The sequence below is a fragment of the Paraburkholderia sp. J67 genome (assembly GCF_905220265.1).
Classification (GTDB): Bacteria; Pseudomonadota; Gammaproteobacteria; order Burkholderiales; family Burkholderiaceae; genus Paraburkholderia.
In genome coordinates, this window is the sequence record NZ_CAJMZK010000003.1 from 449,200 (window position 1) to 473,884 (window position 24,685).

The following is a 24,685-nucleotide window of genomic DNA, read 5'->3' on the forward strand; positions in this document are numbered from 1 at the left end:
GCTTACACTTGGCAACCGCTTTAACGTATCAACTCCAGTATCCACTTCAGGACAGGCGGCGCGCCTTCATGCCCGCGCGCCGCCGGGACGAATCCGAACATGCTCATCAATTGCGCCGCGTATCAGGGCGGCAAGAAACTGGCCGACATCGACGTCGAGGCCATCAGCGACTATCTGAAGAAGCCGGAATGCTTCGTCTGGGTCGCGCTCAAGGACCCGGACGCCGGCGAAATGGCCGCGATGAAGGAAGAATTCGATCTGCACGCGCTCGCCATCGAAGATGTAATGAACGGCAACCAGCGCCCGAAGATCGAGGAATACGGCGACACGCTGTTCTCGGTATTCCATACCATCGAAATCGATGGCGACGGCGAGATCATCACCGGCCAGGTCAATGTGTTCGCCGGACCGAATTTCGTGCTCTCCGTGCGCCACCGTGCGCAGCAGGGTTTCAAGGACGTGCGCGCGCGCTGCGAGCGCGAACCGGAACTGCTCAAGGAAGGCTCGGGCTTCGTGCTGTACGCGCTGATGGATAGCGTGGTGGATCGCTACACGCCGGTGCTCGAAGCGCTCTCCAGCGAGATCGAGGAGCTGGAAGACCGCATCTTCGAGAAGCACACGCTCGCGCAGTCGCGCGCCATCATCGAAGACCTGTACTCCCTCAAGCGCCGCCTCGTGATCCTCCAGCATCACATCACGCCGCTCGTCGACGCCGTGGGCAAGCTGGTAGGCGGGCGCATTCCGCAGATCTGCGCCGGCATGCAGGCGTACTATCGCGACGTGTACGACCACCTCGTGCGCGTCTCCAACATGATCGACGCGCGCCGCGAAATGATCGTCACGGCGATTCAGGTGAATCTCGGCATGATCTCGCTGGCCGAGAACGAGGTGACCAAGCGGCTCGGCTCGTTCGCCGCGCTGTTCGCCGTGCCGACCATGATTGCGGGTATCTACGGGATGAACTTCGAGCGCATTCCCGAGCTACATTTCAAGTACGGTTACGAGGTCTGCCTCGCCGTCATGGCGGCCATCGACGTGGTGCTGTACATCCTGTTCCGCCGCGGCGGCTGGCTCTAAGCGCCGCTGTCCGGTTTTTACTGCTTCAAGCTGCACCGCACGCTGCGGTGCAGCAGTCTTGACACCACGCCGGGCCCACGGAGAATGGGCCGCCAGTGAACGTTTGCGCATAACCAGAAATACGGCCCAGCCGGGCCAGACAACCGGAGACACCCTAGATGAACTCCCGCATTCGCCGTCGCGTTCTTTGCACTGCCGTCGCACTCGCCACCGTCGCCGCCACGGGCGGCCTGCCGCTTGCCGCCCATGCCCAGGCCGCCGGCCACAAGCCCAAGGTCGCGCTCGTCATGAAGTCGCTCGCCAACGAGTTCTTCCTCACCATGGAGACCGGGGCGAAGGACTACCAGAAGCACAATGCCAGCCAGTTCGACCTCGTCACCAACGGCATCAAGAACGAGACCGACACGGCCGCGCAGATCCAGATCGTCGAGCAGATGATCGTCTCGAAGGTCGACGCCATCGTGCTCGCGCCCGCCGACTCCAAGGCGCTCGTGCCCGTGGTGAAGAAGGCCGTGGATGCCGGCATCATCGTCGTCAACATCGACAACCGGCTCGATCCGGACGTGCTCAAGTCCAAGGACCTGAACGTGCCGTTCGTCGGCCCGGACAACAAGAAGGGCGCGCGCCTCGTCGGCGACTATCTTGCGAAGAAGCTGAAGGCGGGCGACCAGGTCGGCATCGTCGAAGGCGTGTCGACGACGACCAACGCGCAGCAGCGCACGGCCGGCTTCAAGGACGCGATGGATGCGCTCGGCGCGAAGATCGTCTCCACCCAGTCGGGCGAGTGGGAAATCGACAAGGGCAATGCCGTCGCCTCGGCCATGCTCAACGAATATCCGGACCTGAAGGCGCTCTTGTGCGGCAACGACAACATGGCGATTGGCGCTGTGTCGGCGGTGCGCGCGGCGGGCAAGCAGGGCAAGGTCTTCGTGGTCGGCTATGACAATATCGACGCCATCAAGCCGATGCTCAAGGACGGCCGTGTGCTCGCCACCGCCGACCAGTACGCCGCGAAGCAGGCCGTGTTCGGCATCGACACGGCGCTCAAGGCGATCAAGGAACACAAGAAGCAGTCCGAGCTTTCCGGCGTGGTCGAAACGCCGGTCGTACTCGTCACGAAGTAAGGCCGCAGGGACGCAAAATATGCATGCCGAATCGTCGGCATGCAGGATGGGGCCGGATGCTTTTGTGGCGTTCGGCCCGCTAACGTTTGCGAGCCATTTTCGGGTGGTTTGTGTGTAATAAACCGCTCAAGAAAACTTGTGCGCCGCCGTTATTTGTAGCGTGATGGCAGCGTGAGCGAATGCGCTGCCGAGGGTGTGCCGCCCCGATGGCGGCCACCGGATCGTGGAGAGGGCGGGCCAGCGCGCCATGCGCGCCGGCCGCGCCCTTTTTGTGCGGATCGTACCCAACGCCGAAGGCGGGCGAGGCAGCGACTACAGGATCGTGATGGAAGCAATGGCCACCGATGCACAGTCACCGGCATCCGCTCAAGGCGCGGTGCTGACGGTGACGGGCGTCGGCAAGACCTACGAGCAGCCGGTGCTCGCCGACGTCAGCCTCGCGCTGCGCGCGGGGGAGGTGCTTGCGCTCACGGGCGAGAACGGTGCGGGCAAAAGCACGCTCTCGAAAATCGTGGGCGGCCTGACCACGCCCAGCGCCGGCCACATGACGCTGATGGGCGAGGCCTATGCACCCGCGAGCCGCAAGGAAGCCGAAGCGCTCGGCGTGCGCATGGTCATGCAGGAACTCAACCTCCTGCCGACGCTGTCCGTTGCCGAAAACCTGTTTCTGAACCGCTTGCCGCGCGCGAAGGCGCTCGGCTGGACGGGCTGGATCGACCGCGCGCGCCTGCGCGAGGACGCACGCGCGGCGATGGCCCAGGTCGGCCTCGAAGCGATCGACCCGGATACGCCAGTGGGCGAGCTCGGGATCGGCCACCAGCAGTTGGTGGAGATCGCGCGCAACCTGATCGGCGACGAAGGGGCGCCCTTGCGGGTGCTGATCCTCGATGAGCCGACCGCGATGCTCACAGGGCGCGAAGTCGAGTTGCTGTTCGAGCAGATCGCGCGACTGAAGGCGCGCGGCGTGGCGCTCGTCTATATCTCGCACCGGCTCGAGGAAATCGAGCGCATGGCCCAGCGCGTGGCGGTATTGCGCGACGGGCGGCTGGTGCGCGAGGACGCGATGGCGAACCTCACGCCCGATCGCCTCGTCGCGTTGATGGTGGGCCGGGAGCTGGGCGAGCAGATCGACCTGGGCGAGCGGCGCATCGGTGCGCCGCTGCTCAAGGTGGACGGGCTCGGGCGGGCCAATGCCGTGCGCGATGTGTCGTTCGAAGTGCGCGCGGGAGAGATTTTCGGCGTCTCGGGGCTGATCGGCGCAGGACGTACGGAGCTGATGCGGCTGATCTACGGCGCCGATGCGAAGGACCGCGGCACGGTGGCGCTTGCGCCCGCGCCCGGCGAGCCGCCCGTCGTAGTGCGTATCGACTCGCCGGTGGATGCGGTGCGTCAAGGCATCGCGCTTATCACCGAGGACCGCAAGGGCGAAGGATTGTTGCTGCCGCAACCGATTGCCGCGAACGTGTCGCTCGGCAACGTGGGCGCCGTGTCGCGCTATGGCGTGGTGGATGCCGCGCGCGAGAACGCGCTGGCGAGCACGCAGATCGAGGCGCTGCGCATCCGCACGGCCGGACCCGGCCAGGCGGTGGGCGAGCTATCGGGCGGCAATCAGCAGAAGGTGGTGATCGGACGCTGGCTCGCGCGCCGGGTGTCGAGCGACGTGCGCGTGCTGCTGTTCGACGAACCCACGCGCGGTATCGACGTGGGCGCGAAATTCGATATTTATGCGCTGATGGGCGCGCTTGCGCGCGAAGGCCGCGCGCTGGTGGTGGTGTCGAGCGATCTGCGCGAGCTGATGCTGATTTGCGACCGTATCGGCGTGATGTCGGCGGGGAAGATGATGGCCGTGTTCGCGCGCGGCGAATGGACCCAGGACGCACTGCTCGGCGCGGCCTTCGCGGGGCATCGCGCTGAAGACGCGATGCTGGCCGATGCCGCCGATTTGCCCGACGGTGCACCAAAGGAAGGATCAGGAGGAAGCGCTTCATGACGAACCAACCGTTGCGCGGACAACCGACGCCGCCCGGCAACGAGCCGCAGGCCGGCGTCGCGCAGGTGGCGAGCGGCAAGCCCGCCGGCACGCGTTTCGGCCTGTCGAGCTATCTGGGCCTCGCGCTCGCGCTGGTCGCGATGATCGTCCTGTTCTCGCTGCTGAGTTCGCACTTCCTGACCTACGATACGTTCAGCACGATCGCGAACCAGATTCCCGATCTCGTCGTGATGTCGGTGGGCATGACCTTCGTGCTGATCATCGCGGGCATCGATTTGTCCGTGGGTTCGGTGCTGGCGCTCGGCGCCTCGGTGGTGAGCGTGGCCGCGCTCAAGTGGGGCCTGGGGCCGCTGCCTTCGGCGCTGCTCGGCCTGCTGGCCGCGGCGGCCACCGGCACGCTCACGGGCGCCGTGACGGTGGGCTGGCGCATTCCGTCCTTCATCGTGTCGCTCGGCGTGCTGGAGGCCGCGCGCGGCCTCGCGTACCAGATGACGAATTCGCGCACGGCCTATATCGGCGATGCGTTCGATTTCCTCTCGAATCCGATCGCGTTCGGCATCTCGCCCGCGTTTTTGATTGCCGTCGCGGTGATGGTGATCGCGCAACTGGTGCTCACGCGCACGGTGTTTGGCCGCTACCTGATTGGTATCGGTACCAACGAAGAGGCGGTGCGCCTCGCGGGCGTCGATCCACGGCCGTACAAGATCATGGTGTTCGCGCTGATGGGCGCCTTGTCTGGGCTCGCCGCGCTGTTCCAGGTATCGCGTCTCGAAGCCGCCGATCCAAACGCGGGCGTCGGGCTCGAGTTGCAGGTGATCGCGGCGGTGGTGATTGGCGGCACGAGCCTGATGGGCGGCCGAGGATCGGTGATCAGCACTTTCTTCGGGGTGTTGATCATTTCCGTGTTGGCGGCGGGGCTCGCGCAGATCGGCGCGAACGAGCCGACCAAACGCATCATCACCGGCTCGGTGATCGTAGTGGCCGTCGTGCTGGATACGTATCGCAGCAATCGGCGTAGCAAGCGCAGCAAATGAATAACAAAAGCAGCACCCGGTAGAACAGGCGGTAGGCAGGCTGCGGATCGGGCAGCCCGCGCACCGCTGCAATAAGAACGTAACGAGGGCGCGCCTGCGTGTCAGACCAGCGTGGGCGCCGAGAGCAATCGCCGTAGATACGGCGGCAGCAGTAGAAAAACGCGCAGGACGAAGCAGGAGCAACAGAAAAATGGCGACGATCAAAGATGTGGCCGCCGTGGCGGGGGTGTCTTTCACGACGGTGTCGCATGTGGTGAACAATTCGCGGCCCGTGTCGGCGGACGTGCGGACCAAGGTCGAGCGGGCGATCCGCGAGCTCAACTACGTGCCCTCGGCCGTCGCGCGCTCGCTCAAGGCGCGCTCGACGGCGACCGTCGGGCTGGTCGTGCCCAACGGCACGAATCCGTATTTCGCGGAGCTCGCGCGCGGCGTCGAGGACGGCTGCGCGCAGAAGGGCTACTGCGTGTTCTTCTGCAATTCCGACGACGATCCGGTCAAGCAGCGCAATTACCTGCGCGTGCTCCAGGAGAAACGCATCGACGGGCTGATCGTGGCCTCGGCCGGCGACGACGCCGTGCTCGCCGCGACGCTGGGCGACACGCGCGAGCCGATCGTCGTGGTGGATCGCAACATCGAAGGGCTCGAAGCCGATCTCGTGCAGATCGACCACGAGCGCGGCGCATGGCTCGCAACGCGCCATCTGCTCGAACTCGGCCACCTGAATATTGGCTGCATCACGGGTCCGATCTCGACCGCGGTGAGCGCGATGCGCATGCACGGTTTTCTGCGCGCGATGGCCGAGCGCGGCATCGAGATCGCGCCGGGCGCGATCGTCGAAGCGGACTTCTCTAGCCCGGGCGGCTATCGGGCGGCGGGGCAACTGTTCGACACCGTGCGTCCGAGCGCGATTTTCGCGGGCAACGACATGATGGGCATCGGCGCACTGCGCGCGGCTGCCGAGCGCGGCTTGCGCGTCCCGGCCGACTGCTCGATCATCGGCTTCGACGACATCGAGCTGGGCCATTTCACGTGGCCCGCGCTCTCGACCGTCGGTCAGCCCGTGCGTGCGCTCGGAGAAATGGCGGCGCTCACGTTGATCGAGCGGATCGGCACGGCCGAACGCGAGCGCAGCGCGCTGAAGGTGCGTCGGCGTGTGATGGCGCCGCAGCTGCTGCTGCGCGAGTCGACCGCGCCGTTGAGCGGTGATGACGAAGAACATTCGGAGTCGCTCGCAGCCTGACACGGCGGCACGCCAGCGCGCGGCGCGGCGATCGATGGAACCCCCGGGGCGACCAGGAGCATCCTGTGGTGACGAACGAAGCGAAGCGCGAGGACGCACAACCCGCCGGGCAAACGCAAGCGGGGCCGTCGCCCGCGCGCGTCGCCGTGGTCGGCAGCCTGAACATGGATCTCGTGGCGCGCGCACCCCGACTGCCGCGCGCGGGCGAAACACTCGCGGGCAGCGCGTTCAATCAGGTGGCGGGCGGCAAGGGCGGCAACCAGGCCGTGGCGGCGGCGCGGCTGGGCGCGCAGGTCGCGATGATCGGTTGCGTGGGCGCCGATGCCAACGGCGAGCGACTGCGCGCCGGTTTGCTCGCCGAGGGCATCGACTGCGACGCCATCGACATTTCACAGCAGGCGCCCACGGGCGTCGCGCTCATCGTCGTCGATGATGCGAGTCAGAACGCCATCGTCATCGTGGCGGGCAGCAACGGCGAAGTCACGCCGGCGACGCTTGCGCGTCATGAAGCCGTGATCGCAGCGGCGCGGGTCGTTGTCTGCCAGCTGGAGACGCCGCCCGATGCCGTGCACGCGGCGCTTGCGCTCGCGCACAAGCTCGGCAAGCTCACCATCCTCAATCCCGCACCGGCAACCGGGCCGCTGCCCGCCGCGTGGCTGCCGCTCGTCGATTACCTCGTGCCCAACGAACTCGAAGCGGCGACGCTCACGGGCCTGCCCGTGACGACGCCGGATGAAGCCGCGCAGGCCGCTCAGGCGCTACGTCTGGCGGGCGCGCGCAATGTGCTGATCACGCTCGGCGCCCAGGGCGTGTGCGCGTTACTGGAAGATGAGGCAGGCGCTGCGCGCCATTGGCCCACGCCGAAAGTCGCGGCCGTCGATACGACCGCGGCCGGCGATACCTTTGTCGGTGCGCTGGCCGCGCAACTGGCGGCGGGCGAAGCAGCCGGGGCGGCCATTCCGTTCGCGCTGCGCGCCGCTTCGATTTCTGTGACGCGAGCGGGCGCTCAACCGTCTATTCCAACGCTTGCCGACCTGCGCAGTTAAATGGTGCAGTTAAGCGTCCGCGGCATTGTCAAAACATTGAAAGTAACGGCGGGCAATTTGTAATTAATGCGCCACGTATTTTAATTATTTCTTCATACCATATAACTATTTCAAGTCTCTCAAACGTTTGCCGTAAACGAATTGGTAGCAGTTATCCGCAGTTATTCGTTTTCAGGGGCGGCAGCCTCCGCCTTCGGCAAGCACGGGAGAGTCATGAACAAGGGCATCAGTATCAAGGCGCGCATCGGCCTCACGATGGGTTTTCTGGCGACGCTCATCGTCGTCATCAGCATCGTGGGGCTGCTCGGCCTCACGCGCTCCAATGACGCGTACCGCGATACCTTCTCCAATCAGATGCCGAGCGGCCACGCCGTGAACATGGCCGAGATCTACGCGGCGCGCGAGCGTCTTGCACTCGACCGCGCAGCGTTCCAGATCGGCACGCCCGATGCGGCCGCCACGCTCGAACGCGCGCGCGCCATGCGCGGCGTCTCGGACGACTACTGGAAGAAATATCTCGACCTGCCGCGCGGCCAGGATGAAGACCGCCTCGCGCAGGAAGTGGCGGCCCGGCGCGACGCACTGCATCAGAACGCCGACAGCTTCGCCGCCATCGTGACGGCGGGCGACCAGACCAAGGTGATCGACGGCGCGAAGGCGCTGCAAGCCGCCTACGACCAGCTCTCGAAAGCCGACCTCGAACTGGACAAGCTGCAAACCGCACTCGCCCGGCAGGGCTACGACGAGGCGCAATCGGCGTTCGGCGAACTGCGCATTGCGGTGATCGCGGCGCTGCTGATCGGCATCGGCGCCTCGGTGTTTTCGTTCCTCGCGCTGCGACGCGCGATCTCGGAGCCGCTCGGCGAAGCACTCGGCGCGTTCACGGCGATCGCTGCGGGCGATCTGCGCCGCCCCGTCGTGGTGCGTACGCGTGACGAAATGGGTGAGTTGCTCGGCGGCGTCTCGCGCATGCAGCGCAGCCTGACCGACACGGTGCGCTCGGTGCGCGAAGGCGCGGAGTCGATCGCCACAGCCACGCGCCAGATCGCGGCGGGCAATATCGATTTGTCCTCGCGCACGGAAGAGCAGGCATCGGCGCTGCAGGAAACCGCGTCGAGCATGGAAGAGCTGACTGGCACCGTGAAGCAGAACGCCGAGAACGCCCGCCAGGCGAGCCAGCTCGCCGCCAGCGCCTCGGAAATCGCCAACAAGGGCAGCAGCGTGGTCAGCCAGGTCGTGGGCACGATGGGCGACATCAACCAGAGCTCCGCGAAGATCGCCGACATCATCACGATCATCGAAGGCATTGCCTTCCAGACCAATATTCTCGCGCTCAACGCGGCCGTGGAAGCGGCCCGTGCGGGTGAGGAAGGGCGAGGCTTCGCCGTGGTTGCGGGCGAGGTGCGCAGCCTGGCACAACGCTCGTCGGCAGCGGCCAAGGAGATCAAGGCGCTGATCGACAATTCGGTGGAACGTGTGCAGGCGGGCTCGGCCCTCGTGGACGAAGCTGGCCGCACGATGACCGAGATCATCGGCGCGGTACAGCGCGTGACCGATATCATGGGCGAGATCGCAGCGGCCTCCCAGGAGCAGTCGAGCGGTATCGACCAGGTGGCGCGCGCCGTCACGCAGATGGACGAAGTCACGCAGCAGAACGCGGCGCTCGTGGAAGAAGCCGCCGCCGCGGCGCAGTCGCTGGAGGATCAGGCAGGACGCCTGCGCGCCTCTGTGGCCGTGTTCAGCCTCGACGATCACGGCGGCCCGGCCACGTCGTTTGCGGCCTCGACGCCGAGCGCGCCCGCTCCCGTCAGTGTGAAGCCCGTGACGCGCGCCGCTGCGCGGCCCGCAGCAGTCCGCGCAGCTCCTGCTGTCGCCGCTCCGGCGGCGCAGCGTACGGCGGCGCCCGTCGCACCGCGCCCCGCAGTCAGCGCCGCTGCGCCAGCCGCCGTGACGGCCAGCAGCGGCTCGAACGACGACTGGGAAACCTTCTGAGCGTTGCGCCCCGCGTTTGCGGCCGACATCGTAGCCGGGCCAGCCGGACTTCCCGGCCCGGCCGCCTCGTGCTTCGACACGAAGTAGCTTCACCGCTTTCCGGCTGAACTCGCGCCGCTGCACCGCAGCGGCGTTTTTTTTGCCTGCGGGAACCCTGCGCGCACAGCGCTCGCGGGGTTACGGTACATTGTGCGTCGTGTCACGCACGCGTGCGGGGACGCACGGTACACTGCGCTGCACGTGTACGCCCCCGCGGACGCTGCGCGTGCAGGGGAGGCCCCGTGGCGGCATCCTGAGCGGCTGTGCGGTCTGCCACACGGCTGGACGACGGGTTAAGCGGTCTCCATTGTGGGGCGGCAATGCGGTCACGAACGTGCGCCAGGGAGGGCGCGCCGCATCGCCGAGACGGAAATCTGCGGCTGCGCGCCGCAAACGCGACATGACGACAACGTGCCCGCCCGACGCGCCCAGGCGCCGCCGGCGTGCGAACGCACAACAAGGACTCAGACATGACACGTGACGATCTCGTGCAACGCCTCGTGACGGCGCGCCGCCGCCATCACCTGATCGAGACGCTGCCGCCCGAAAGCCTGCCACCCGACGCAGCCACGGCCTATGCGATCCAGCAGGCCGTGATCGCGGGCCTCGGCACCGCCACGGGCGCCTGGAAGATCGGCGCGCGCGCGCCAGGCGGCGCCGCCTCGGGCGCGCCGATTCCGGCCACGCTGGTCCACGCTTCGCCCACGCGGGTGGATCGCCAGCACTTCTTCCGTGTTCTGGTGGAACTCGAAATCGCGTTCCGTTTCGCCGAGCCGGTCGCGCCACGCGCCGACGTCTATGCGCGCGATGAAGTGCTCGCGCTGGTCGGACAGGTGCTGCCCGCCATCGAAATCGTCGATAGCCGCTTTGCCGAATGGCCCAATGTCGCGCCGCTCGCACAGCTTGCCGACGCGCAGAACAATGGCGCGCTCGTGACGGGCCACGCGTTGCCCTACGGGACGCTCGCGCGTGCGCTCGACTTCGTCGCCCCTGAACTCGAATTGAGCTTCGACGGCGTGTCGCTCGTGCCCGAGGCCTCCGGCAATCCTGCGGGCGATCCGCGCGAACTGCTGGTGTGGTTCGTCAACCATTGTGCGGCTATGGGTATCACGATCGAACCTGAATGGACGATTACCACGGGTTCCTACGTAGGGGCTCACCGCATCGAAGGCCCAGGTCTGCTGCACGGTCATATCGACGGGCTCGGCGAAGTCGAGATCGAGTTCGTGTGATCTGACGATCCAGCTCACGCAACGCGTGCGTTGTCACCCATCCATGACGGCCATTGCGCATCTTGCGCGATGGCCGTTTTTCGTTGTCCCAAGCTGGCGCGCGTGTCACTTTCGACGCTTCGCGTCGTCATCGATCAAGATGAATGCGTGTCACGAAGAGGGGAAAGCCACTACTGACGATAGGGGCTGTAATAAGCGGCAACACGCGCAAAAGAGGTGTGCAGATACACCAACGAATGCGCGGCAGGTCACCGACGCACGAAATTTCGACGCGTAAAACAGGAAGAAAATGCGCATCCGATGTGGCCGCTGATGCGTATGAAATAGCGGTGCGCCTGGTACCGTCGGGCTGTTACAAATACGACGATGAAAAAGCGTTGCGGCGTGTACACGGCTTGAGCGGCCGCGCGTTGTTGGAAAGTAGTGGTGCGCAGTAAGTGGGAGCGAAGCGCAAGCAGCGCAAGTGTGAGGGCAGTGCGGTTTGACTCGCAGTTTCAGCGGTCGTGCTGCTCGAACGTCGGAGTCCGTCGCAATGTGATGGGCTTGCGGCGTGAAACTTGCGAGGGCGGGGAAGTTCATTGTAAGACGTAATCCCGCGTAGCTCCAAGCACTCAAATCGGCCCTTGAATCCGGCGCGATTTATGTGTGAAAAAAAATTCAAAAGGGTTTAGGATGAATTCGAGCGATGTCGTTTCCGATTAGCGCGCCGCGCACGACATCGGTCGCAGATCTCGGCGAGGAGGTAGCATGGATATCTACAGCAGCTTCGCGACCCGCTTCGAAAAAACGCGAGAAGAGGAACTCTCGCTCGAGGAGTATCTCGCGCTCTGCAAAGAAGATCCCAGCGCGTACGCCACGGCTGGCGAACGCATGCTGACGGCAATCGGGGAACCAGAACAGATCGACACACGCAACGATCCGCGCACGTCGCGCATTTTTGCGAACAAGGTCATCAAGGTCTATCCCGCTTTCCGCGAGTTCTATGGCATGGAGGACGTGATCGAGCAGGTCGTCGCGTACTTCCGCCATGCGGCGCAAGGACTCGAAGAAAAGAAGCAGATTCTCTACCTGCTCGGCCCCGTGGGCGGCGGTAAATCGTCCATCGCCGAGCGTCTCAAACAACTCATGGAACGCGTGCCGTTCTACTCGATCAAGGGTTCACCCGTGAACGAGTCGCCGTTAGGTCTGTTCGACTATGACGAAGACGGTCCCATCCTCGAAGAGCAATACGGCATTCCACGCCGTTATCTCAAGAGCATCCTGAGCCCGTGGGCCGTCAAGCGCCTGCACGAATACAACGGTGACATCCGCAAGTTCCGCGTGGTGCGCCGCTATCCTTCCATCCTGCGTCAGATCGGTATCGCCAAGACGGAGCCTGGCGACGAGAACAATCAGGACATCTCTTCGCTCGTCGGCAAGGTGGACATTCGCAAGCTCGAGCAATACGCCCAGGACGATGCGGACGCCTACAGTTATTCGGGCGGTCTGTGCCTCGCGAATCAGGGTTTGCTCGAATTCGTCGAAATGTTCAAGGCGCCGATCAAGGTGCTCCACCCGCTGCTCACCGCCACCCAGGAAGGCAACTTCAAGGGCACCGAAGGGTTCGGCGCGATCCCGTTCAACGGCATCATCCTCGCGCACTCGAACGAGTCGGAGTGGAAGGCCTTCCGCAACAACCGCAACAATGAAGCACTGCTCGACCGGATCTTCGTGGTGAAGGTGCCGTACTGCCTGCGCTACTCGGAAGAGATGAAGATCTACGAGAAGCTGCTGCGCAATTCGTCGCTGGCCGATGCGGTCTGTGCGCCCGGCACGCTCAAGATGATGGCGCAGATGTCGGTGCTCACGCGCCTGCAGGAGCCGGAGAATTCCAGCCTCTTTTCGAAGATGCAGGTCTACGACGGCGAGAATCTCAAGGACACCGATCCAAAGGCCAAGTCGTATCAGGAGTATCGCGACTTCGCGGGTGTCGACGAAGGCATGAACGGGGTCTCCACGCGTTTTGCGTTCAAGATTCTCTCGCGCGTGTTCAACTTCGATTCGACCGAAGTGGCCGCGAATCCGGTGCATCTGATGTATGTGCTCGAACAGCAGATCGAGCGCGAGCAGTTCCCGCCGGAAACCGAGCAGAAGTATCTGTCGTTCGTGAAGGACGTGCTGGCGTCGCGTTACGCCGAATTCATCGGCAAGGAGATTCAGACCGCGTACCTGGAATCGTATTCGGAATACGGTCAGAACATCTTCGATCGCTATGTCACGTACGCCGACTTCTGGATTCAGGACCAGGAGTTCCGCGATCACGACACGGGCGAGAGCTTCGACCGCGCGGCCTTGAACGCCGAACTGGAGAAGATCGAAAAGCCCGCGGGCATCAGCAATCCGAAGGACTTCCGCAACGAGATCGTGAACTTCGTGCTGCGCGCACGGGCGGCCAACGCCGGGAAGAATCCGGCCTGGATCAGCTACGAGAAGTTGCGCGTGGTGATCGAGAAGAAAATGTTCTCGAATACGGAAGAACTTTTGCCCGTCATCTCGTTCAATGCAAAAGGATCGGCGGAAGAGCAACGCAAGCATGAAGACTTCGTCAACCGCATGGTGGCGAAGGGCTATACGCCCAAGCAGGTCCGGTTGCTCTGCGACTGGTATCTGCGTGTGCGCAAGTCGTCATGAACGCAGAGGCTTTACCTTCCTGCTGCGCCGCCGCAACGCTTGTGCGGCGGCGCAAAAGGAAACTCCGGCAGGGCGCAGGCCACGCAGCCGCGAGCGGGTGAACGCGGCAGGCACGGCATCCCAGACTGCGCACCTCGCCCATTCGAAACTGGAGCGGGAGACTGGATGTGCTTCATCAAATCATCGACCGCAGGCTGGCCGGCAAGAACAAGAGCATTGCAAATCGCGAGCGCTTCCTGCGCCGCGTGAAAAACTATATTCGTCACGCCGTCTCGGAAGCGGTGCGTGACCGCAGCATCAAGGACATACAGAGTAACCAGAGCATCACCATTCCGCGCAAGGATATCGCCGAACCCTCGTTCCGGCACGGCCCCGGCGGGCGGCGTGAAATGGTTCACCCCGGCAACGAAGACTACGTGCGCGGCGACCGCATTGCGCGTCCGCAAGGCGGCGGAGGCGGTGGCGGCAGCCAGGCGAGCAATGAAGGCGAAGGTCAGGACGACTTCGTATTCGAGCTTTCCCGCGAAGAGTTCATGCAGTACTTCTTCGACGACCTCGAACTGCCGCGCCTCGTCAAGACCCATCTAATGGCTGTGCCTACGTGGAAGAGCATCCGCGCGGGCTGGGCCGCCGAGGGCACGCCCAACAACATCGACGTGGTGCGCTCGCTGCGCAGCGCGCTCGGCCGGCGCATCGCGCTGGGCGCGCCGCTCGTCAACGAACTGCATACGCTCGAAGAACAGCTCGAAGCGTTGATGGCCGATCCCACCGATCGGCGCGACGAGATCAAGACGCTCGAAGACGAGATCCATCATCTGCGTGGACGCATCTGGCGCATTCCTTTCATCGACCCCTTCGACCTGCGTTACGTGAACCGCGTGAAGCAGCCACAGCCGTCGAGCCAGGCAGTGATGTTCTGTCTGATGGATGTTTCCGGGTCGATGGACGAACAGCGCAAGGATTTGTCCAAGCGTTTCTTCATCCTTCTGTACCTGTTCCTCAAGCGCAACTACGAGAAGATCGAGGTGGTGTTCATCCGTCACCACACGCGCGCCGAGGAAGTGGACGAGGACACCTTTTTCCATTCGACGGAGAGCGGCGGCACGGTCGTATCGAGCGCGCTGGAGCTGATGAAAAAAGTGGTCGAGGACCGTTATTCGCCGAGCGAATGGAATATTTACGGCGCACAGGCCTCCGACGGCGACAACTGGACCGACGACTCGCCGAAGTGCCGCAAGCTGCTCGCGGATGACATCCTGCCCAAGGTGCGCTATTTTGCCTATATTCAGGTGACGCCCGAAGAGCAGAATCTGTGGCTGGAGTATGCGCAACTGGCGCTCTCCGAGCCGGCTCTCGCGATGAAGAAGGTCGACACGGCGGCGGACATCTACCCGGTATTCCGGGAGCTCTTCGAGAAGCAGGTGGAGCGATCATGACCACCCGCCATCTGGACAACGAGGCGCGCGGCTACCAGCCGGAGCGCCGGAAAACGAGCGGCCGCGGAAAAGGGCAGCATGGCGATCACGAGGCCGCCGCGGACATGGGGGAACATGCCGACGAACCTGCGCGCTCCGACGCGAGCGGGCTCGACGAGCACGGGCTCCCTTCTGAGCGGCGGTTTGCGCAGAAGAGGGAAGTGCATATGAACGTAGCCGACAGACGGCCGTTGCCGTGCCCATCCGACTGGACCTTCGAGCTGATCGAGGAATACGACACCCATATCGCGCAGGTTGCGGAGCAATACGAACTGGACGTCTATCCCATCCAGCTCGAATTGATCAGCGCCGAGCAGATGATGGATGCCTATGCCTCCGTCGGCATGCCGGTCAACTATCGCCACTGGTCGTTCGGCAAGCATTTTCTCTCGACCGAGAAAAGCTACCGACGGGGCCAGATGGGTCTCGCCTACGAGATCGTCATCAATTCGAATCCCTGCATTGCGTATCTCATGGAAGAAAACACCATGACGATGCAGGCGCTCGTGATCGCGCACGCGGCTTACGGGCACAACTCGTTTTTCAAGGGTAATTATCTGTTCCGTCTGTGGACGGACGCGCACGCGATCGTCGATTACCTCGTCTACGCGAAGAACTACATCGCGGAATGCGAGGAGCGCTTCGGTCTCGACCGAGTGGAAGAGTTGCTCGACTCGTGCCACGCACTCATGAACTACGGTGTCGATCGCTACAAGCGCCCACAGAAGCTCTCGCTCGAACGCGAAGCCGCGATGCGGCGCGAGCGCGAAGCGTACCTGCAATCGCAGGTCAACGAACTGTGGCGCACGCTGCCGAAAACGCAGCAGCCCATCGCCGAGGAATACGACGAACGTTTCCCGCCCGAGCCGCAGGAAAACCTGCTGTATTTCGCGGAAAAGAACTCGCCGCTGCTCGAACCGTGGGAGCGCGAAGTCATTCGCATCGTGCGCAAGGTTGGTCAGTACTTCTATCCGCAGCGGCAAACGCAGGTGATGAACGAAGGCTGGGCGACCTTCTGGCACTACACCCTGCTCAACACGCTCTATGCGCAGGGCAAGCTCGAAGACGGCTTCATGATGGAGTTCCTGCATTCGCACAGCAACGTGGTGTATCAGCCGCCCGTCACCAAGCCTTATTACAGCGGCATCAATCCGTATGCACTGGGCTTTTCGATGATGAGCGACATCCGCCGCATCTGCGAAAACCCCACGGACGAAGACCGCAAGTGGTTCCCGGAACTCGCTGGCAGCCCCTGGCTCAAGGCGATGCACTACGCGATGCGCAACTTCAAGGACGAGAGCTTTATCGCGCAGTATTTGTCGCCGCATCTGATCCGCGAAATGCGCCTTTTCTCGGTGCTCGACGACGACATGCGCGATTCGCTCGAAGTTTCGGCCATCCATGACGAAAGCGGTTATCAGTACGTGCGTCAGGCGCTCTCGCGTCAGTACGACATGCATCATCGCGAGCCGAACATCCAGGTGTGGTCGGTGAATACGCGCGGCGACCGTAGCCTCACGCTGCGCCACTTCATGAGCGACAACCGCCATCTTTCGAGCGACAGCGATGAAGTCCTGCGGCACATGGCGCGGCTCTGGCAGTTCGACGTGTACCTCGAAAGTGTCGACGAAAACGGCACGGTCAGGAAGCGTTATGAGTGCCGTTACGTGCCGCCGCCGGTGAGGGTGTAACGCTCCACGCATCCGTCGAAGCGATAGTCGAAGGCCAGCCTGAGCGCTGGCCTTTTTTCTTGTTCGCGCGCCGGGACATGTGCGCTTTCATCTGCCTTTAGCGCAGCGCTGCGAAGGGGGCCGCGCTAAGATACGGCGCTACTCATGTTGTGTCGTTTTCATCAAGGATTCACCAAGGAGTCGATGCGGATGCAAGAATCGAAAGGACGCCGCCATGGCGCTTGATCTGTTCCGGGGCGCGCGGCCCTTCAGCCGTGCAGGCGCGTTGCGCGACGCGAAGGCGGGCATCATGCTCGCCTCGATGAATATCCCGCAGTTGCTCGGCTACGCGCGCATCGCGGGCATGCCCGCGGTGACCGGCATCTATACGGGCTTCCTGCCGCTGATTGCCTTCGCGCTGTTTGGCGCCTCGCGGCACCTCGTCGTGGCCGCCGACTCGGCCACGGCCACCATCTTCGCGAGCAAGCTCTCCACGATGGCGTCGCCGGCGAGCGCCGAATATGTCGCGCTCGCCGGCATGACGGCCCTGCTCACCGCAGCGATTCTCCTGCTCGCCCGCATCTTCAAACTCGGCTTTCTCGCGGACTTCCTTTCGCGTACGGTGCTGGTCGGCTTTTTGACCGGCGTGGGCATGCAGGTGGGCGTCGCGATGCTCGGCGACATGCTGGGCATTCCATTCACGTCACGGCGCACGGTCTTGCAGGTCAAGCAGATCGTGCTGCAGTTCAATGCGATTCACTGGCAGACGCTGGCGATCTCCGCCCTGGTGGTCGCGACGATCCTCGTTTTCAAGCGCTTTCGGCCCGGCTGGCCCGTGCCTCTGCTCGCGGTGGTGGGCGGCATTGCCGCCAGTGCGAGCTTCGACTTCGCGGGCCACGGCATCGCCGTGACCGGGCCTGTGGCAGGCGGGCTGCCGCATATCGCGTTTCCCGCCGTGGGCTGGTTCCAGATGATCGACCTGCTCCAGGTGGCGGCGTCGTGCTTCGTCATCATCGTCGCGCAGAGCGCCGCCACGAGCCGCGCCTTCGCGGAAAAATACGGCGAACGCGTGGACGAGGACCGCAATCTGCTGGGCCTTGCCGCCGCCAATGCCACGGCCGCCATCAGCGGCGCCTTCGTCGTGAACGGTAGCCCCACGCAAACGGCGATGGGCGAACAGGCGGGCGCGCGCAGCCAGGTTGCGCAACTCGTGTTCGCGGGCGTGGTGGTGGTCGTGCTGCTGTTCCTGAGCCGCTGGCTCCAGTATCTGCCGCGCTGCGTGCTGGCCGCGATTGTCTTTACGATCGCAGTGGGACTCGTGCATATCGGACAACTGATCGATATTCGCGCCGAAAGCCGGGGCGAGTTCCGGCTCGCGGTGGCGACAGCCATTTCGGTCGTCCTGATCGGTGTGGAGAACGGGATTCTTATCGCGATTGCGCTTTCGCTGCTGCGTCACGTGCGCCACAGTTATCGTCCGCATACGATGGTGTTGATGCCGAACGAGGAGGGGCGCTGGATGCCCGTGCCCGCAGAGGCCGGGTTGATGACGGCGCCGGGCCTCATCGTTTACCGCTTTGGCGCAGACCTTTTCTACGCGAACGACCACTTTTTCGTCGATGACGTGCGCCGTTTGATCGACGGTGCGCCTTCTCCCGTGCACTGGCTCGTGATCGACGCAGCAGCGATTACCGATGTCGATTATTCCGCAGGTCGTTCGCTCAACGAACTATGTGAAACGCTGCACAATAGCGGCGTCAAAGTGATCTTCGGGCGCGTGAACCGCTATCTGCGCGCGGACATGGATCGCCACGGCATCACCCCCGTGGTGGGCGCGGAAAATATCTATACGACCTTGCATGCGGCGCTCGCCGCCGTGCATCCCGAACTCGATGCACACGCCGACGCCTGATTCATAGCGCATCAAATCTGGCGCATGGTAGCGGAACTCCCCGCCGCCATGCGCTCCCGCCGTAGTTTGAGTACACGCAAACTACTTAAAACGCTCCAGAAAAACCCTGATTGCTCACAGCTTTTCGCGGCTGATATCGTGCGGCTCAAGCGCTGTGGAAGCGCTTCCACTCCCACCACCGGAATGCCGGGAGAGAACACCCCCGCATCCGGCCCAGACCTCGCGCAGGAGCTTTCGTGACGCACGATTCAGCCGCTTCGCCGTTTTCCGCATCGACCGCCATTCTCGAAGACGACGCCTTCACGCCGTCGCCCGATTCCGCGCTCTGGCGCCGCGACTTCCTGCTCGGCGCGGCTACCGCGTCGTACCAGATCGAAGGCGCGGCGACCGAGGACGGCCGCCTGCCGTCGATCTGGGACACCTTCAGCGCCACGCCCGGCAAGGTGCTGGCCGGCGATACGGGCGCCGTCGCCTGCGACCACTATCATCGCTGGCCGGCCGATCTCGATCTGCTCCAGGACCTGAATTTCGAGGCCTATCGTTTCTCGATCGCCTGGCCGCGCGTGATGGACGCCTCGGGCCGCCCGAACCAGAAGGGCATCACGTTCTACAAGCGCCTGCTCGAACGCCTGAAAGAGAAGGGCATCCAGACCTTCGCGACGCTCTATCACTGGGATCTGCCGCAACATCTCGAAGACCGCGGCGGCTGGCTCAACCGCGACACGGCTTATCGTTTCGCCGATTACGCCGACTTGATGAGCCGCGAACTCACGGGTCTTGTCGATGCGTGGATGACGCTCAACGAGCCGTGGTGCTCCGCGTATCTCGGCTACGGCAACGGCCACCATGCGCCAGGCCTCGCGAGCCCGCGCTATCCGACCCAGGCGATGCATCATCTGCTGCTCGGCCACGGCCTCGCGATCCCGGCGCTGCGCGCCAACGATCCGAAGTCCGCCAAGGGCATCGTCGCCAATGTGGGGCGCGGCACGCCGAACTCGAATTCCGCAGCCGATATCACCGCCGCGCGCCGCTTCGAAGTGCAGCACAACGCCTGGATTCTCGATCCGCTGCTCAAGGGCGAGTATCCGGCCGAGCTTTTCGAACTGTGGCCGGGCACCGAGCCGCTCGTGCTCGACGGCGACATGGAGACGATCGCCGCGCCGCTGGATTTCCTCGGCATCAACTACTACTTCCGCACCAACGTGAAGAGCGACGGCGCGCACGGCTACACCGAAGTGCCGCTGCCCGATGTCGAGCGCACGCAGATGGGCTGGGAAGTCCATCCCGACGGGCTGCGCGACCTGCTGGTGGGTTTCAACGACACCTACGACAACCTGCCGCCGATCTACATCACCGAAAACGGCATGGCCTCGGACGATAGCGTGCGCGATGGCGAAGTCGTCGACACGCAGCGTATCGCCTTCCTCAAGCGCCATCTGGCCGCCGTCGACGCGGCGATCAAGAAGGGCGTCGAGGTGCGCGGCTATTTCGTGTGGTCGCTGCTCGACAACTTCGAATGGGCGTTCGGCTACGAGCGACGCTTCGGCGTCGTGCATGTGGACTACGACACGCAAAAACGCACGAAAAAGCGCAGCGCCGAGTTGATCGCGCGCTTTATCGCCGAACGAAAGGCGCGCAACGGCGACTGACACGCCCGCCATGAACCACCCGGGCGGAGAAATCGAAAGCCCGAACGGTATTAACCGTAATTGCAGTACCGGCTGCGCGCCGCGAGAATGCGCCAACAGGGGAAGTAAAACCGCTGGACCGCGCGTGCGCAGCCACCCGCTTGACCGATGGACCGCGATAGTTTGACTTCATGGACCCGCAGACAAAACCGGAGCATGCGCACAGGCGCTAACTCCGGATCGACAGGAGACAGAATGAAGCAAAGCACACTCGTCCTGCGCGGCATCACCGCCGCGCTGGCGCTGGCCGGAGCACTCGCCGCACACGCAGCGGACGCGCCGCTCAAGGCCAATGTGATTCACTGGTGGACCTCGGGCGGCGAATCGGCCGCCATCAAGCAGTTCGCGCAAGCCTACGATCAGGCGGGCGGCCAGTGGGTCGACAACGCCATCGCGGGCGCCGACCAGGCGCGCGCCACGGCGATCAACCGCATCGTCGGCGGCGATCCGCCCACCGCGGCCCAGTTCAATACGTCGAAGCAGTTTCACGACCTCATCGACCAGGGACTCCTGAACAATGTCGATGCCGTCGCCGCGAAGGAAAACTGGAACGGCATCCTGCCCGAATCGGTGCTCAACCAGATCAAGGTCAACGGCCACTTCTACGCTGCGCCCGTGGACATCCACATGCAGGACTGGTTCTTCTACTCGAAGCCGGTGTTCGCGAAAGCGGGCATCGCCGCCGAGCCGAAAAGCATGGACGAACTCTTCGCCGATCTCGACAAGATCAAGGCGGCGGGCGCGATTCCGCTCGCGCTCGGTGGTCAGGCCTGGCAGGAGAAGATCACCTTCGACGCGATCTTCGCCGACATGGACCGCAACCTGTACCTGAAGGTCTATCGCGACCGCGACGCCAATGCCGTGAACTCGCCCGCGTTCAAGAACGTGCTCGCGACCTTCAAGCGCCTGCACAACTACGTGGATGCGGGCTCGCCCGGCCGCAACTGGAACGACGCTACGGCGCTCGTGATTTCGGGCAAGGCGGGCATGCAGATCATGGGCGACTGGGCCAAGGGCGAGTTCTCGAACGCGAAGCAGGTCGCGGGCAAGGACTTTGGCTGCTTCCCGGGCTTCGCGAATTCGCCGTACATGATCGCGGGCGATGCCTTCGTGTTCCCGAAGACCGACAATCCGCAGGCCGTGCAGGCGCAGCAACTGCTGGCTTCGGTGATGACCTCGCCGAAGGCCCAGGCCGCGTTCAGCGAGAAGAAGGGTTCGATTCCGATCCGCCTCGACGTGGATACGGCGGGCTTCGACGTCTGCGCAAAGGAGGGTATGGCAATCATGAAAGACAAGTCGCGTCAGTTGCCGAACCCGGAAATGCTGATCCCGCCCGATGTACAAGGCTCGCTCCAGGACGTCATCACCAACTTCTGGAACAAGAACCAGTCGGTCGAGGACGCCCAGAAGGCGTTCGCCACGGCCATCAAGAGCTGACGGCCCATGTACGCGCTCAAGCTGGACGAAGCCAAACAGCGGGCTAAACGGCAGGCGCGTGCGGTGCGCCCCATGCGGCGGCGCATCTCGCTCGCCGCATGGATCGCGCTGCTGCCGATGGTGGCCACGGTCGTGTTCGCATATCTGGGCACGATGCTGTGGACCGCGCGTGTCTCCATGAGCTATTCGCGCTCGCTGCCGACGAACACCTTCGCGGGGTTCACGCAGTACGTGCGCCTCTTTCAAACCGAACGCTGGATCGTATCGCTCCAGAACCTGGCGATCTACGGCGTCTGCTTCATCGTGGCTTGCCTCGTGATCGGGCTGTTGCTGGCGATCTTCATCGATCAACGGGTCGCGGCCGAAGGCGCGCTGCGCACGATTTTTCTCTATCCCTATGCGATGTCGTTCGTCGCAACCGGGCTTGTGTGGCAGTGGATCCTGAACCCCGAACTGGGCGTGCAGGCCGTGTTGCGCGACCTGGGCTTCGAGCACGCGCAGTTCGACTGGATCGTCTCGCAGCGCTTCGTGATCTACACGCTGGTGATCGCGACCGTCTGGCAAGCCTCGGGGCTCGTGATGGCGCTCCTGCTCGCCGGCCTGCGTGGCATCGACGAGGAGATCTGGAAGGCCGCGCGCCTCGACGGCATTCCGCGCTGGCGTGTCTATGCAAGCATCGTCGTGCCGATGCTGAAAACCTCGGTGTCGACGGCTTTCGTGCTGCTTTTCGTGATGGTCGTGAAGCTCTACGACGCCGTGGTCGCGATGACCCAGGGCGGTCCTGGCACCGCGAGCGAAGTGCCCGGCAAGTTCATCATGGACTATCTGTTCAACCGCGCGAATATCGGCCTGGCTTCGGCGGCCTCGATCGTGCTGCTCGCCACCGTGCTCGCGATCCTCGCGCCGGTGTTTTACGCAAGAAGCCACGTGGCCAGTAAAGGAGAACGCGCATGAGTGCGCCGCTGACCGATACTTCGGGCGCCATTCCCCGCGTGGGACGCCGTACGCCGGGGACGAAGGGTAGACCCAAACGCCGCATGCTGACGCCCGCACGGCTCGGTATCTATGGATTCCTGATCATTGCCGCGTTGTTCTTCCTGCTGCCGCTCTACGTGATGCTCGTGACGTCGGTGAAGCCGATGGAGGAAATCCGCCTCGGCCATCTGCTCGCGTTGCCACGTCACTTCACGCTCGCACCGTGGCAGGACGCATGGGCTTCCGCGTGCACGGGGCTCGAATGCGCGGGCATTCGCGTGGGCTTCTGGAATTCGGTGCGCATCGTCGTGCCGAGCACGATCATCTCGATCGCCGTGGGCGCCGTGAACGGCTACGCGCTCTCATTCTGGAAGCCGCGTGGCGCGGGCCTGTTATTCGCCGTGCTGCTCGCCGGGGCGTTCATCCCCGTTCAGGTGATGGTGTATCCGCTCGTGCGCGTGCTGGCCACCGTGCATCTGTTCAGCTCGCTGCCCGGCATCGTGGTGATCCACACGATCTTCGGCATGCCGGTGATGACGCTGCTGTTCCGCAACTACTATGTGTCGCTGCCGCAGGAGCTGTTCAAGGCGGCCCGCATCGACGGCGGCGGATTCTGGCGCATCTTCGCGCAACTGATGCTGCCGATGTCGGTGCCGATCATCGTCGTCGCCATCATCATGCAAGTGACGGGCATCTGGAACGACTACATTCTCGGCCTCGTGTTCGCCGGAACGAAAAACCTGCCGATGACGGTGCAGCTCAACAACATCATCAACACCACCACGGGCGAGCGGCTCTACAACGTCAACATGGCCGCGACGATCCTCACTTCGCTCGTGCCGCTCGCAATCTATTTCGTGTCGGGGCGCTGGTTCGTGCGCGGCATTGCGTCGGGCGCGGTGAAAGGCTGAGTGCGGGATAACTGAGACACAAGCTGAGACACAAGCAGAGACAAACCATGACGAATCTGGCGAACGTATCGGTGCGCAAACTGCGTATCGAGCTTGGCGCGAACACCGTGATCGAGGACCTCGACCTCGACGTGCGCGCCGGCGAATTCGTGGTCTTGCTCGGCCCCTCGGGCTGCGGTAAATCCACCTTGCTGCACAGCATCGCGGGCCTGATCGACGTGGCGGACGGCAACATCGAGATCGGCGGCGAGGACATGACCTGGGCCGATCCCAAGGATCGGGGCGTAGCGCTCGTGTTCCAGTCGTATGCGCTCTATCCGACCATGAACGTCGAGCGCAACCTGTCGTTCGCCTTGCGCATCAACGGCACGCCCAAGCCGGAAATCGAGCGCCGCGTGAAGCGCGCCGCCGACATGCTCCAGCTCGGCCCGTTGCTCTCGCGCAAGCCCGCGCAGCTCTCGGGCGGCCAGCGTCAGCGCGTGGCGATCGGCCGGGCGCTGGTGCGCGAAGCCGACGTGTTCCTGTTCGACGAACCACTCTCGAACCTCGACGCCAAGCTGCGCACGGAACTGCGCCGCGAGTTGAAGCAACTGCATCAGCAACTGGGCGCGACGATGATCTACGTGACGCACGACCAGGTGGAAGCGATGACGCTCGCCACGCGCATGGCCGTGATGAAGGGTGGGGTGATCCAGCAGTTCGGCACGCCCGCCGAAGTCTATGCGCGGCCCGAAAACCTGTTCGTGGCGACCTTCCTCGGCACGCCGCCGATGAACCTGCTGCATGGCACGCTGCAAGCGGACGAAGGCAAACTCTGGTTCCGTGGCCCGCAGCTTTCGGTCGAGGTGACGAACTATGCGTTCAAGGGCGCGCCCGACCTGACGAAGCCCTGCGTGCTGGGCGTGCGTCCCGAAGACGTGCGCGCGGGCGTTCATGGCGGGACTCAAACCAGCGCGCTGCAAGGCCAGGTAACCCTGGTCGAACCGATGGGTAATCACCGCGTGGTCTGGCTCGATTATCATGGCGCCCAGATCGCGTCGATCGACCAGGACAAGGCGCCGCTCGCGAGCGGCGCGCCGGTGCCGTTCGAGATCGACGTGCAGCACGTGTCGCTGTTCGACGAAACCAGCGGTGAGCGGCTCTAAAGCCGCTCGGATACGACAAAAGACCAAG

Annotated in this window: 17 protein-coding genes; all 17 read left to right on the forward strand. The window is 63.8% G+C overall.

The features are described from left to right. The first annotated feature begins 99 nt into the window (after window positions 1-99). The 17 genes from corA to U5782_RS09035 all read left to right on the forward strand — a co-directional run bounded on the left by corA (window position 100) and on the right by U5782_RS09035 (window position 24,657). A complete protein-coding gene (corA, locus tag U5782_RS08955; protein WP_322043448.1) occupies window positions 100-1,077 on the forward strand; it encodes a magnesium/cobalt transporter CorA in 978 nt (325 codons plus the stop codon). 158 nt (window positions 1,078-1,235) lie between these two features. Further along, complete coding sequence (locus tag U5782_RS08960; protein ID WP_322043449.1) at window positions 1,236-2,201, forward strand: sugar ABC transporter substrate-binding protein; 966 nt, start codon at window positions 1,236-1,238, stop codon at window positions 2,199-2,201. Window positions 2,202-2,535: 334 nt separating this feature from the next. Next, window positions 2,536-4,191: a sugar ABC transporter ATP-binding protein gene (locus tag U5782_RS08965; protein WP_322043450.1), complete on the forward strand. Its 1,656-nt coding sequence runs from the start codon at window positions 2,536-2,538 to the stop codon at window positions 4,189-4,191. Then, window positions 4,188-5,225, forward strand: coding sequence for an ABC transporter permease (locus U5782_RS08970; RefSeq protein WP_322043451.1), 1,038 nt, complete (start codon window positions 4,188-4,190; stop codon window positions 5,223-5,225). The genes U5782_RS08965 and U5782_RS08970 overlap by 4 nt, the downstream gene beginning before the upstream one ends. Before the next feature lie 190 nt (window positions 5,226-5,415). After that, a complete protein-coding gene (locus U5782_RS08975; RefSeq protein ID WP_322043452.1) occupies window positions 5,416-6,465 on the forward strand; it encodes a LacI family DNA-binding transcriptional regulator in 1,050 nt (349 codons plus the stop codon). A gap of 146 nt (window positions 6,466-6,611) precedes the next feature. Beyond that, entirely contained in the window at window positions 6,612-7,511 is a 900-nt protein-coding gene (gene rbsK, locus U5782_RS08980; RefSeq protein ID WP_322043580.1) for a ribokinase, read from the forward strand. Window positions 7,512-7,724: 213 nt separating this feature from the next. After that, entirely contained in the window at window positions 7,725-9,503 is a 1,779-nt protein-coding gene (locus U5782_RS08985; RefSeq protein ID WP_322043453.1) for a methyl-accepting chemotaxis protein, read from the forward strand. A 509-nt stretch (window positions 9,504-10,012) separates the two neighbouring features. Continuing rightward, a complete protein-coding gene (locus tag U5782_RS08990; RefSeq protein ID WP_322043454.1) occupies window positions 10,013-10,774 on the forward strand; it encodes a hydratase in 762 nt (253 codons plus the stop codon). A gap of 747 nt (window positions 10,775-11,521) precedes the next feature. Further along, a complete protein-coding gene (locus U5782_RS08995; RefSeq protein WP_103703772.1) occupies window positions 11,522-13,444 on the forward strand; it encodes a PrkA family serine protein kinase in 1,923 nt (640 codons plus the stop codon). Between the two features lie 167 nt (window positions 13,445-13,611). Continuing rightward, window positions 13,612-14,880, forward strand: a complete 1,269-nt coding sequence (locus U5782_RS09000) for a YeaH/YhbH family protein (protein ID WP_322043455.1) — start codon at window positions 13,612-13,614, stop codon at window positions 14,878-14,880. Beyond that, a complete protein-coding gene (locus U5782_RS09005) occupies window positions 14,877-16,610 on the forward strand; it encodes a SpoVR family protein (RefSeq protein ID WP_322043456.1) in 1,734 nt (577 codons plus the stop codon). The genes U5782_RS09000 and U5782_RS09005 overlap by 4 nt, the downstream gene beginning before the upstream one ends. A 214-nt stretch (window positions 16,611-16,824) precedes the next feature. After that, on the forward strand, window positions 16,825-18,501 hold the full coding sequence (locus tag U5782_RS09010; RefSeq protein WP_322043457.1) for a SulP family inorganic anion transporter: 1,677 nt from the start codon (window positions 16,825-16,827) through the stop codon (window positions 18,499-18,501). 236 nt (window positions 18,502-18,737) lie between these two features. Further along, complete coding sequence (locus U5782_RS09015; RefSeq protein WP_415914276.1) at window positions 18,738-20,150, forward strand: GH1 family beta-glucosidase; 1,413 nt, start codon at window positions 18,738-18,740, stop codon at window positions 20,148-20,150. 234 nt (window positions 20,151-20,384) lie between these two features. After that, window positions 20,385-21,626 carry an ABC transporter substrate-binding protein gene (locus U5782_RS09020; RefSeq protein WP_322043458.1) on the forward strand — a complete coding sequence of 414 codons (1,242 nt, stop codon included), beginning with the start codon at window positions 20,385-20,387 and terminating at the stop codon, window positions 21,624-21,626. Between the two features lie 6 nt (window positions 21,627-21,632). After that, window positions 21,633-22,580 carry a sugar ABC transporter permease gene (locus tag U5782_RS09025; RefSeq protein ID WP_322043459.1) on the forward strand — a complete coding sequence of 316 codons (948 nt, stop codon included), beginning with the start codon at window positions 21,633-21,635 and terminating at the stop codon, window positions 22,578-22,580. 83 nt (window positions 22,581-22,663) lie between these two features. Then, window positions 22,664-23,512 carry a carbohydrate ABC transporter permease gene (locus tag U5782_RS09030; RefSeq protein WP_322043582.1) on the forward strand — a complete coding sequence of 283 codons (849 nt, stop codon included), beginning with the start codon at window positions 22,664-22,666 and terminating at the stop codon, window positions 23,510-23,512. A gap of 47 nt (window positions 23,513-23,559) precedes the next feature. Then, window positions 23,560-24,657 (forward strand): ABC transporter ATP-binding protein, encoded by a 1,098-nt coding sequence (locus tag U5782_RS09035; protein ID WP_322043460.1) that lies wholly within the window; start codon window positions 23,560-23,562, stop codon window positions 24,655-24,657. Window positions 24,658-24,685 lie beyond the last annotated feature (28 nt).